Below are 9,585 nucleotides of genomic sequence, written 5' to 3'. Positions count from 1 at the left end.
GGGGGGGCCGCCCCCCTACCGGGGGGCCCGGGCGCGGCGGCCGCCCCGCCCGCGACCCGCTGCGGCGCTACGGCCCTACGGCTCGTCAGGTCACACGGCGGTGAGACCGCCGGCCTCGCGCCCGGTCCCGGCGTCCTGCCGGTGCTTGCCCTTCGGCGACGCACCGGGCGCCGGCTGCTCCTGGGTGCCCCTCTTCTGCGGCGTCTTCTGCGGCGCCTTCTGCGTGCCCCGCTTCTCCTGGTTCCGGTCCTTCTTGGCCATGGCCACTCCCTTCGTCGGCGTGCGGGCGGCACCGGTGTGCCGCCCCAGCCATGGCCTCACGACTCGTGCGGGCCCGCATCCCGGCACGCCCATCCGGCCCTGCCGTCGAGCGGTCCGCCCGGGCCCCGGGGCGACGGGAACCGGCCGAAGACGTCCGCGGAGCGGTGGCCGGGCGACCGGCGCGCTACCCTCCGCCCATGTTTGACATAGACATGCCACACGCGGGGCGCCGGACCGCCCGCGCCCGGCGCGCGCGAAGAGCAGGACTCCCCCTGCTCCTCTGCCTGTTCCTACTGGCCCTCCTCGGCCCCCCGAGCGCCGCCGCCGCGGACGCGCCGACGGCGGACGCCGCCGCCGTCGCCCGCTGGGGCGACCGCCGCCTCGACGAGGTCGCCTTCCTCGCCACCCACAACTCCTTCACCAACTACGAGGACTCCCGCTGGACTTCGGTGAACCAGTCCGAGTCGGTGCGCGCCCAGCTCGACAACGGGGTCCGCGGTCTGAGCCTGGACACCCACTGGTACGAGCACAGCACCTGGCTGTGCGTCATCAGCTTCGGCAGCGACTGCTACCCCAGCGACGTGTACCTGTGCCACGGCGACTGCAAGACCTTCGCGGGCGCCACGTACGCACTGCCGCGGCAGTCCTTCCACGGCACGATGCAGACCGTGGTGAACTTCCTCGCCGCCGACCCGCAGGAGGTCGTCACCGTCTTCCTGGAGGACTACGTGAGTGCCGAGCAGCTGCGGCAGTCCCTCGACCGCGTCCGCGGGATGGACGAGCTGCTGTTCCGGCCCGACGCATGGGGCGTACGGCAGAACGGATGGCCGAAGGTGGCCGACCTGGTGACCGCCGGCAAGCGTCTGCTGGTCTTCTCCGACCGCTCCGACCGCGAGCACCTCGGCGTCATGTACGACCGGTCGTGGACGGTGAGCAACTACTGGAGCCTCGGTGACCTCGGCAACGACCTGGCGTGCGTCAGCCGCTGGCCCGACGTACCCCTGGACCGCCAGGAGCCGGGCTTCAGGCGGCTGTTCACGATGAGCCACCACCGCAACGTGCCCACCGTCCTCACGGCGGCCCTGGACAACGGCGCCAAGCTCAGGAACCGCGTCGCCGAGCAGTGCCGGACCGCGGCCGGGGGACGCAGCCCGAACTTCGTCTCCGTCGACTTCCACCGCCTGTCCGACGGCAGCGGCCACACCCCCGCCTCGATCGTCGCGGAGCTCGACGCCGGCCGGTGACCGGAGGGAGCCGAAGGGGTACCGATGGGTCCGGCGGCGGCCCCGCTTGCGCGTGGCGGCCCGCGGGGAGGCCGATTGCGGGAATGCTGAAGGCATGAACGTCTCCCCCTCCCCCTCCGCCGCGTCCGGCGGCCGGGCACCGACGATCGGGGTCGAGGAGGAGTTCTTCCTCGTCGACCCCCGGACGCGCCTCATCGTTCCCGCCGGCCCCAGGGTCGCCGCCCGCGCTGCCGGGGCGGTCGGCGACCTGGTGACGAAGGAGTTCGCGCTGTGCCAGGTCGAGGGCCGCACACCGCCGTGCGGGTCGGCGCGAGAGCTGCGCCAGGAGCTCGAGCGGGTACGCGGGGCGCTGGTCACGGCCGCCCGCGAGGAGGGAGTGCGGCTGTGCGCCTCGGGCACGGCGGTGCTCCAGGGCCCCGGGCCGGCGGAGGTGGCCGACCATCCCCGCTACCGTGCGGGCACCCTCCAGTACCGCAGCATGCTGGACGACTTCGCCATCAGCGCGCTCCACGTCCACGTCCACCTGCCCGACCGCGAGCTCGCCGTCCTGACGGGCAACCACCTGCGGCCCTGGCTGCCGCTGCTCATCGCGCTGAGCGCGAACTCGCCGTACCACCGGGGGTGCGACACCGGCTACGCCAGCTGGCGTGCGGTGATCCGCAGCCGTTTCCCGTGCCTGGGGCCGCCGCCGCACGCGGCGTCGTGGCAGGAGCACGAGCGGCTGGCCGTGCTCATCGCCGACACCGAGGCGATGCTGGACGCGGGCATGCCGTTCTGGGACCTGCGCCCCAATCCCCGGCTGCCCACCCTGGAGATCCGTGCGATGGACGTACTGCAGGACCTCGACGACACCGTCGCCGTCGCCGTGCTCCTGCGCGCCCTGGTCGTCACGGCGGCCGCCGCGGCCGAGGGCGGCGATCCGGGGCCGGCGTGGGAGGGCGAGGTGCTGCGCGCGGCCTGCTGGCGGGCGGCCCGCGACGGGTGGAGCGGCGACGGCTTCGACGCACGGACGGGCCTCATGCGACCGCTCCACCAGCTCGCCGGCGAGCTGGTGGACTTCGTACGCCCGGCCCTGGAGGACTTCGGAGACCTGGAGGAGGTCACGGCCCTGTTCCGGCGCCTGACCGAGCGCGGCGACGGGGCGACGCGGCAGCGGGCCGCGGCGACGGGCGGGAGCGGCACGGCAGCGGTGGTCGACGGGCTCGTGTCCGCCACGGCCGGGTCGTACGGCGGGCAGGGCTGAGGTCAGCGGGCGGCGAGGGTGGTGACCAGGACGTCCCGGTGGCCCGGGCGGCCGGCATCCTCCGGAAGGACCGGTGAGACGGCGTGCCACGTCGCCTCGTCGTCGCTCAGCAGCAGGGCCCCGGGCTCGCCGAGGGTCGTCGCCGCGATCTCCCGGCCGTCCGCGTCGTAGACGGTGCTCCGGCCGCCGATGACGTTCTCCCGGGCGATGAGCAGGGAGCTCACCAGCGTGACGCCGTCCTTGTGGCGTCCCTCGGGGGTGGGCTGGCCCGCGCTGTCCGCCTGTGCGACCACCCGGAAGGGATGCACGCTGACCGTCCACTCCGGCGCGTCGGTCAGGCCGGCGGCGACCCCGCCGAGCATCCGGATCAGCGCCTCCAGCAGCGGTTCGCCCCGGAACCGCTCCGTGAGCGGCTCGAAGCGGCGGTCGACGTCGACGTAGAGGGGATTGCTGTCCTGAGGCTGGACGAACACGTCGTGGGGCAGCGCGGAGACCTCCCCGGACCGCGTGAGAAGGAACCGGCCGAAGCGGCGCAGCCGCCGCGTCCCGGCCTGCGCCGCGTACGCGTCGGGCGCCAGGTCCTCCCAGTGCGCGGCGAAGCGCCGCCACACGCCGGGGTCCTGGCCCAGGCACCGTGAGACGGCCGCCGGGTCCATCAGGTGCCAGCCGTCCGCGGCGACGGCGCCGCGTGCCCGTACGAGCAGGTGGCGGGGATCGTCCGCAGCCGGGGCCCGTCCGCTGCCGGATGTGCCCTCGCGCAGATCCGAGGGGGCGCTGCCGTGTACGTCCATGCGTCCCATACTGTGGCCGGCCCGGGCGCACGGCATCCGCTGCGCGGCGTCCGGAGCGCGTCCCGGGGCGCGTACGGACGTGCGCCGGCAGGCCGGATGCGCCGCCGCACCGGCCGGCAGCGGCGAAAGTGGCGCTGCGCGCATGGGCGTGGCGTAAGTGGAAATGCGCCGGGCATGAAACCCACACCGACCCCAGAACACGGTGAGGACCGCCGGCCGTCGGACGCTGGTCGCGACGAGGCCGTCGGTCCCGACAGGCAGGTCGAGGAGCGCGCGCCGGACCGGCTTTCGCAGATGCCCAAGCGGTCGTGGATGGCAGTGCTGCGCGGCACGCTGAAGGAGTTCAGGGACGACGAGCTGGCGGACCGGGCCGCGGCGCTGACCTACTACGGGGTGCTGGCCCTCTTCCCGGCACTGCTGGTGCTCGTGTCGCTGCTGGGGATCGCGGGCGAGTCGGCCACCCGACAGGTGCTGGACAACCTCCAGCGGCTCACCCCCGGTGCGGCGCGGGACGTGATCAGCAACGCGATCCACCAGTTGCAGGGCAACAGCGGGATCGGGTCCCTCCTCGCCGTCGTCGGACTGCTCGTGGCCGTCTGGTCCGCCTCCGGCTACGTCGCCGCCTTCATCCGGGCCTCCAACGCCGTCTACGACATGCCGGAAGGACGCCCGGTGTGGAAGGTCCTGCCGCTGCGGCTGGCCCTGACCGTGGCGCTGATGGTCCTCGCCGTCGCCAGTGCCCTGATCGTCGTCTTCACCGGCGGCCTCGCCCGGCAGGCGGGGACCGCCCTCGGCGTGGGCGACACCGGGATGACGGTGTGGTCGATCGCGAAGTGGCCGGTCCTGGTACTGCTCGTCACCACCATGATCGCCCTGCTGTACTGGGCCGCGCCGAACGCCAAGGGCCGCGGCTTCCGCTGGGTGAGCCCGGGGAGTTTCCTCGCGATGGTGATCTGGATGATCGCCTCGGCCGGTTTCGCTTTCTACGTCGCGAACTTCGGCTCCTACAACAAGACGTACGGCACCTTGGCGGGCGTGGTCATCTTCCTGATCTGGCTGTGGATCACCAACCTCGCCATCCTGCTCGGCCTGGAGTTCGACGCCGAGCTGGTCCGCCAGCGCGCCATCGTGGGCGGCCACCCCGAGGACGCGGAACCCTACGTCGAGCCCCGCGACACGCGGAAGTGGACTGATGAGGACCGCCGCCGCCTGGAATGACCACGGCGGGGTATGCGCGCCCGGAGCACGGCGGCGCCGGACCGTCCGGACGGAGCGGAATCGGAAGCGACGGACGGAGGCAGCGGACCCAGGGCCGCCACCGTGCACCACCTGAGCAGGACGGCCACAAGGAGGAAGGTGAGGATTCCATGAGCGGCGTTGGACACCACCAGGGCCCCGGCAGCGCCAGAACCGAGGAATCAGTGGGTGAGCTGGTCTCCCGCGCTTCGCAGCAGATCTCGGAACTGGTGCGCGAGGAGATGCAGCTGGCGCGGGCCGAGATGACCCGCAAGGGCAAGCGCTTCGGGGTGGGCGGCGGCCTGTTCGGCGGCGCCGGCCTCCTCGGCCTCCTGGCCGCCCAGGCCCTGGTCGGCGCCGGGATCGCGGCCCTGTCCCTGCTGCTGCCGGTCTGGGCGTCGGCGCTGATCGTCGCCGCCCTGCTCGCGGCGGTGGCGGCGGTTCTGGCCGCGGGAGGCAAGAAGCAGATCGCCCGGGCCGGCAGCCCCGCCCCGGAACAGACCATCGACAGCGTCAAGGCCGACGTGGCCGAGATCAAGGAGCGTGCACACCGATGACACACCAGCCACCGGGCGAGGAATCCACGCCGACTCCCGAGGAACTGCGCGAGAAGGTCGAGCGCACCCGCGACGAACTCGGCCAGACCGTCGAGGCACTGGCGGCCAAGGCCGACGTCAAGGCCCAGGCCAAGGAGAAGGCGGCCGAGATCAAGGAGCAGGCCGCGGAGAAGGCGGCCGAGATCAAGGAGCAGGCCGCCGAGAAGGCGACCCACGTCACCGACCAGATCCGGGAGAAGGCCGCGCACGCCGCGCAGCTGGTCAAGGACAAGGCGCCGGATCCGGTCCTCGACAAGGCCTCCCACGCCGCCGCCCAGATCCGCGACACCGCCGCCCGCGCCGGGCACATGGCCGCGGAGAAGGCCCCCGAACCGGTCCGCGAGAAGGCGGAGACGGCAGCGGCCATGGCGCGGGCCAACCGCACTCCGCTGCTGGCCGCGGCCGGGGCCCTCGTCGTCTTCCTGCTCCTGCGCCGCAGCCGGAGGCGCCGGTGAAGGCGTCCAAGATCGCTTACAAGCCGGTCGGGCTGACGCTCGGTGCCCTCAGCGGCCTGATCGCCGGCGCGGCCTTCAAGCAGGCGTGGAAGATGATCGGCCACGACGACGACGCCCCCGACGCCACCGACGAGGACCGCACCTGGCAGGAGATCCTGCTCGCCGCAGCCCTGCAGGGCGCGGTGTTCGCCGTCGTCAAGGCCGCCGTGGACCGAGGCGGAGCCGTCGCCACCCGGCGCCTGACCGGTACCTGGCCCGGCTGACCGGCACCTGGCGGCTGAACCGTCAGCGCGGCGCCGGCCCCCTCGGCCGGCGCCGCGCCGTCGCCCGGGCGGGGCGTCGGCCGGTCGGGCCGGGCGCCGGCCGGTCGGGCTCCGGATGGCGGGCGGTCACAGGTGGGACATGCCGAACGCCGACAGGAACCCCACCACGGTGACCAGCCCCGTCAGGAGATGAACCCTGCTGTACGCCTCCGGGATCATCGTGTCCGCGATCATCGCCAGGATCGCCCCGCCGGCCACCGCCGTGATCACCGCCATCACCGCCTCCGACGCGCCGCCCAGCAACGCGTACCCGGCCAGTGCGGCCAGCCCGCTGACGACGGCGATGCCGCCCCACAGCGCGAACACGTAGCCGCGGCCGCGTCCGGCACCGCGCATGCCCGCGGCACTGGCGAGGCCCTCGGGCAGATTGCTGATGAACACCGCCCCCACCGTCGCCACCCCCAGCTGCCCGCCTCCCAGCAGGCTCGTGCCGATGACGATCGATTCCGGGACGCCGTCCAGCAGCGCCCCGAGCGCGATGGCGTTCCCCGACCCGGGCGCTTCGGACTCGGACGGCTGCTGTTCCCCGGAGCGCTTGCGGTGCTGGGCCCCCCGTCGCGCCAGCAGCGCGTTGGCCCCGGAGTACACGGCGGCGCCGCCGACCGCCCCCGCCACCACCGGCCCCATGCCGGCGCGCTCGTACGCCTCGGCGATCAGCTCGAACGACACCGCGGCCATCAGGACACGGGCGGGACCCGCACGAACGAGCCGACGGCCGCGCCCACCAGCAGAGCCGCGCCCGCGAAGAGCCCCCAGCCGCCCGCAATCAACGCTCCGGCCACGACCGCCCCTCTCCACGCTCCCGACAGATGCACCACGTGTACCCGTCCGGCGGGCAAACACCGACCGCCGGACTACGGCCGCCGTGCGGGGACGGGCCGGAGTGCGGGCCAGCGTACGAGCATGCGCCGGCGCAGGTCGGCGGTGAGGCCGCTGACACCGCCGAGGGAGGCGTCAGCGGCGGTCATCCGGCTGACGACCCCGAGCCGGTGCACGAGCCGTTCCCTGGCGGACGCCGTACCCCACGTCCAGTCCCGGTCCGCAAGCCGGTCCAGGTGGTCGGTACCGTCACGGCGCGCCCGCTCGACCAGGGCGTCGCCTCGGAGCAGCCAGCCGGCACATGCGTCGGCGAGGCCCTCCTGGAGTGCGCACCCGGTCGCGGCGCGCCACGCCGTGCGGTACGCGCCCTCCGCGCGTTCCAGCAGCGGCGCCGGCGCGGAGGTGACGCACCAGCAGGTGGGGAACCCGACGCGCAGGTAGGCCAGCTCCATCAGGCCGCTGCCCAGGGACGCCTGCTCGAAGTCGATGAACCTGACCCCCGCGGCGGTGTGGAGGTCGTTGCCGGGACACGGGTCGCCGTGGAGAAGGGCGTGCCCGGGAGCTCGGCCGAGCCGCTGCACGAGCTCGCGGAGTTCACCGGGTACACCGGGCGCGACGGGGACCTCCAGCGCGTCCGCCAGCCCGAGGAAGGAGTCGGCGTCGGCCTGGGCGGGGCCCTGCCATCGGGGGAGCACCCCGGCGTCCTCGGGGCCGGCGGACGCGTGCAACCGGGCCAGCGTGCCCGCGTAGTCGACGATCCAGTCCCCGGAGGGGCGCCGGTGGTCCAGGTGCTCCAGCACCAGGACGCGCTCGCCGGGATCGGTGGCCAGCAGCGCGGGTACCACGGGCGGCCGGGCCCGGGCGGCGAGTCCGAGGGCGGCCACCTCGCGGGCGTACCGCTCGTCGGCACCGGGGCCGGCGACGAGCTGCTTCACCACCGCGGTCGTCGTCGGCAGCTCGACGCGCCAGACGCGCGAGCGCGGGCTGCTGCCCAGTCTGCGGGAGCGCCCGGGCGTTCCCAGCGCTGCCCGCAACCCGTCCCCGAACGGCAGTCGCGGCCACATGGGCTCATCCTGCCACGCATGCCCGCGTCGGGCCGGGCGGTTCCCCGTATGACCGCCCGTCAGCCGACGCTCCCGACGGGTGGTCAGCTCCCTTTCGAACAGTGCTCGACGTGCGGGCGACCGGCCTGCGACGATGCCGTCATGACGCAGATCATCAAGGGGGGCAATCTGCCCGTGTCCGGCGAGCCCATGCGGGTCGCCGTCGTCCGCGGCGCGACCGGGCCCGGTGTGCCCGAGATCGACCCGGCGGCGCTGCTGCTGGACGACAGCGGCCGGGTACGCGGCCGCAGCGACCTCATCTTCTACAACCAGCGCGCCCACGCCACCAGCGCCGTCGAACTCCTCGGCAACGCCCGGGGCGAGGACGGGCGGACGGCGGACTGGCTGGAGATCGACCCCGCCCGGGTCGAGCCGGAGGTGGACCGGATCGTCATCGCGGCCTCCGCCGAGGCCGGCACCTTCGGCGACGTCCCCGGGCTGTACGTGGAAGCCGTCAGCCGGCGGACGGGCGAGCGGATGGCGGTGTACTCGGTCGACGAGGACGACGCGTCGACCGAGACCGCGTACGTGCTGGGCGAGTTCTACCGCCGGGCCGGCGGCTGGAAGTTCCGCGCCGTCGGGCAGGGGTACGAGGCGGGGCTTCCGGGCCTCGCCGCGGACTACGGTTTCACGGTGGAGGAGGAAGAGCCGGAGACCGAGCCGGCCGCCGTGCCGCCGCCCGCGCCCGCGCTGCCCGAGCCTCCCCCGCCCGCCCCGCCGCTTCCCGCGGCGGAGCCCGCCGCGGCGGCGGCTCCGGTCCGGCCCGAGCCGGTCGTACCGGCGGCCCCCGCGGCCGCCCCCGTGCCGCCCGGAACTCCCGTTTCCAAGACCGGCGCACCGCTGCTGGGCACCATCACGACGCGCCTGAACCACCTCCCCACCGACTTCGGGCCGGACTTCCCCGTCTTCTCGCAGGAGGGCAGGGGGGAGGACATGGTCCGGGTGGACGCCCCCATACCCGCCGGTCTCGTGGTGGTGGACGTGGCCAGGGCGGGGCAGGGCCGCATCGAGATCACGGCGCTGAACCACCGCAACCGCGACCGGTCCCCGTCGGTCCTCTACAGCCGGCTCGAGGAGTTCACCGGGCGCGGCGTCGTGGACCACGACGGCAACGGACCGCTGCGGCTGCGGGTGAAGGCCGAGGGCGAGTGGAAGATCACCGTGAGTCCGGTTTCGGTGCTGCGGGACGTCAGCGAGCGCGTCGAGGGCGTCGGCCCCGACGTCCTGGCGTACGCGGGCCCTGCCGTCGACCTCGCCATCCGGCACCGAAACAGCAGGGACGAGGCCTGGTTCCAGCTCGACTCCGTCAGGCGCAGCGCCTCGTCCCGCCGGCTGTACAGCGGGTACAAGTCGGGGCGGAGCACGGTGGCGCTGACGCGCGGGGCGCGGCTGCTGGTCGTCAGGTGCGACAGCCCCTGGTCCATCACCCCGCGGGAGGTCGCCCCCCACCACAACCGGAAGGAGGGCGAGATCCCTCCCTTCTGGAAGCGCCTGCGCTGACCTGCGACGGACCC

11 protein-coding genes are annotated in these 9,585 nt (G+C 74.1%); 7 read left to right on the top strand and 4 right to left on the bottom strand.

Features of this window, described 5'->3' with window-relative positions; genetic code table 11:
- Positions 1-90: 90 nt before the first annotated feature.
- Positions 91-261 (bottom strand): hypothetical protein, encoded by a 171-nt coding sequence (locus AB0D45_RS19590; protein ID WP_362460564.1) that lies wholly within the window; start codon positions 259-261, stop codon positions 91-93.
- 197 nt (positions 262-458) lie between these two features.
- On the opposite strand from AB0D45_RS19590, the gene AB0D45_RS19585 reads away from it, so the two are divergent.
- Complete coding sequence (locus AB0D45_RS19585) at positions 459-1,505, top strand: PI-PLC domain-containing protein (RefSeq protein ID WP_362460562.1); 1,047 nt, start codon at positions 459-461, stop codon at positions 1,503-1,505.
- Between the two features lie 94 nt (positions 1,506-1,599).
- Positions 1,600-2,748: a glutamate--cysteine ligase gene (locus AB0D45_RS19580; RefSeq protein ID WP_362460560.1), complete on the top strand. Its 1,149-nt coding sequence runs from the start codon at positions 1,600-1,602 to the stop codon at positions 2,746-2,748.
- A gap of 2 nt (positions 2,749-2,750) precedes the next feature.
- Here AB0D45_RS19580 and AB0D45_RS19575 read toward each other — a convergent pair whose 3' ends face one another.
- Positions 2,751-3,539, bottom strand: coding sequence for a 2OG-Fe dioxygenase family protein (locus tag AB0D45_RS19575; protein WP_362460557.1), 789 nt, complete (start codon positions 3,537-3,539; stop codon positions 2,751-2,753).
- Between the two features lie 174 nt (positions 3,540-3,713).
- Between AB0D45_RS19575 and AB0D45_RS19570 the strand changes: the two genes are divergently transcribed.
- The 4 genes from AB0D45_RS19570 to AB0D45_RS19555 all read left to right on the top strand — a co-directional run bounded on the left by AB0D45_RS19570 (position 3,714) and on the right by AB0D45_RS19555 (position 6,089).
- On the top strand, positions 3,714-4,757 hold the full coding sequence (locus tag AB0D45_RS19570) for a YihY/virulence factor BrkB family protein (protein ID WP_362460554.1): 1,044 nt from the start codon (positions 3,714-3,716) through the stop codon (positions 4,755-4,757).
- Between the two features lie 149 nt (positions 4,758-4,906).
- Positions 4,907-5,332: a phage holin family protein gene (locus AB0D45_RS19565; RefSeq protein ID WP_361610593.1), complete on the top strand. Its 426-nt coding sequence runs from the start codon at positions 4,907-4,909 to the stop codon at positions 5,330-5,332.
- Complete coding sequence (locus tag AB0D45_RS19560; protein WP_362460551.1) at positions 5,329-5,826, top strand: DUF3618 domain-containing protein; 498 nt, start codon at positions 5,329-5,331, stop codon at positions 5,824-5,826. The genes AB0D45_RS19565 and AB0D45_RS19560 overlap by 4 nt, the downstream gene beginning before the upstream one ends.
- Positions 5,823-6,089 (top strand): DUF4235 domain-containing protein, encoded by a 267-nt coding sequence (locus AB0D45_RS19555; protein ID WP_362460548.1) that lies wholly within the window; start codon positions 5,823-5,825, stop codon positions 6,087-6,089. Before AB0D45_RS19560 ends, AB0D45_RS19555 begins: the two co-directional genes overlap by 4 nt.
- Before the next feature lie 126 nt (positions 6,090-6,215).
- Here the strand turns inward: AB0D45_RS19555 and AB0D45_RS19550 are convergent, their stop codons facing one another.
- Both AB0D45_RS19550 and AB0D45_RS19545 read right to left on the bottom strand, forming a co-directional pair.
- Positions 6,216-6,827 carry a ZIP family zinc transporter gene (locus AB0D45_RS19550; protein ID WP_362460546.1) on the bottom strand — a complete coding sequence of 204 codons (612 nt, stop codon included), beginning with the start codon at positions 6,825-6,827 and terminating at the stop codon, positions 6,216-6,218.
- A 176-nt stretch (positions 6,828-7,003) separates the two neighbouring features.
- Positions 7,004-8,032: an aminoglycoside phosphotransferase family protein gene (locus AB0D45_RS19545; RefSeq protein ID WP_362460543.1), complete on the bottom strand. Its 1,029-nt coding sequence runs from the start codon at positions 8,030-8,032 to the stop codon at positions 7,004-7,006.
- Between the two features lie 141 nt (positions 8,033-8,173).
- Between AB0D45_RS19545 and AB0D45_RS19540 the strand changes: the two genes are divergently transcribed.
- Positions 8,174-9,571 (top strand): TerD family protein, encoded by a 1,398-nt coding sequence (locus AB0D45_RS19540; RefSeq protein WP_362460540.1) that lies wholly within the window; start codon positions 8,174-8,176, stop codon positions 9,569-9,571.
- Positions 9,572-9,585 lie beyond the last annotated feature (14 nt).

Source organism: Streptomyces sp. NPDC048352 (assembly GCF_040651895.1).
Classification (GTDB): domain Bacteria; phylum Actinomycetota; class Actinomycetes; order Streptomycetales; family Streptomycetaceae; genus Streptomyces.
The sequence above is the reverse complement of the archived record's forward strand: the minus strand, read 5'-3'. Positions and strand labels throughout refer to the sequence as shown.